This window comes from Bacillus sp. LR--39 (genome assembly GCF_053613335.1).
Map to the genome: position 1 here is coordinate 1 of NZ_JBSIOT010000704.1, position 785 is coordinate 785.

General features: G+C 44.6%; 1 pseudogene. It reads right to left on the minus strand.

The window, feature by feature from the left end:
• A pseudogene (gene yjoB / locus ACWHAR_RS25970) lies at positions 1–785 on the minus strand (ATPase YjoB); the annotation flags it as partial.

Below are 785 nucleotides of genomic sequence, written 5' to 3' on the forward strand. Positions count from 1 at the left end.
TCTTCTTCACTCAAAAAGATGTCAAAGCCTCTCATTTTCATATATTCCAGCCGCAGCTCTTCATCCGGAAGCCCGATTTCATAGGCACGGTCAAATCGTCCTGCACGATTCATCAAACCTGGATCGATCTCTTCGGGATAGTTTGTCGTACCGATGAGAAATAGCCCCTCTTTTGATGTCGCGCCGTCCAGCGTATTGAGAAAAAAGGACCGCACATCTTCCGGCATCGAATCTATATCCTCGATGACCAGAACTGCAGGAGCGAGGCGTCTCGCTGCCTGAAAGACTTCTTCTATTGTCTCGCTCGACGTAAATTCAGTAATTTGCCAATAAGCAACAGGTGCATCGATACTGCCTGCGATCGACTTCACTAACGTCGTCTTTCCGTTTCCAGGAGGTCCATATAACAGAATGCCGCGCTTGTAAGGGATGTCATATGTTTGATAAAATGATTTATCACTATGAAAAAACTGATCAATTGATCTGTATATCTCTTTTTTCAATAGCGGATTCATGATGACTTGACTCCGCTGAACCTCTCTGACAATGGCTTCCTGCTCTCTTGAAGTCCCTCCATCTCCATCCGTAAACACGGTCACTTTTCGCTTGCTTTTTTCCCAAAGACGCGGTCTGACTCCCTCCAGAAATGCACGCATCTTTTCATCGTTAACCGCAAACAGACAATCAAAACTCATAATGCTCCCATCTTGAAAATATGGAATTCTGGCAAAAGCAACTCCCTTTTCAGGATACGCGTATACACTGTTTCTTATAGACTTATGGAC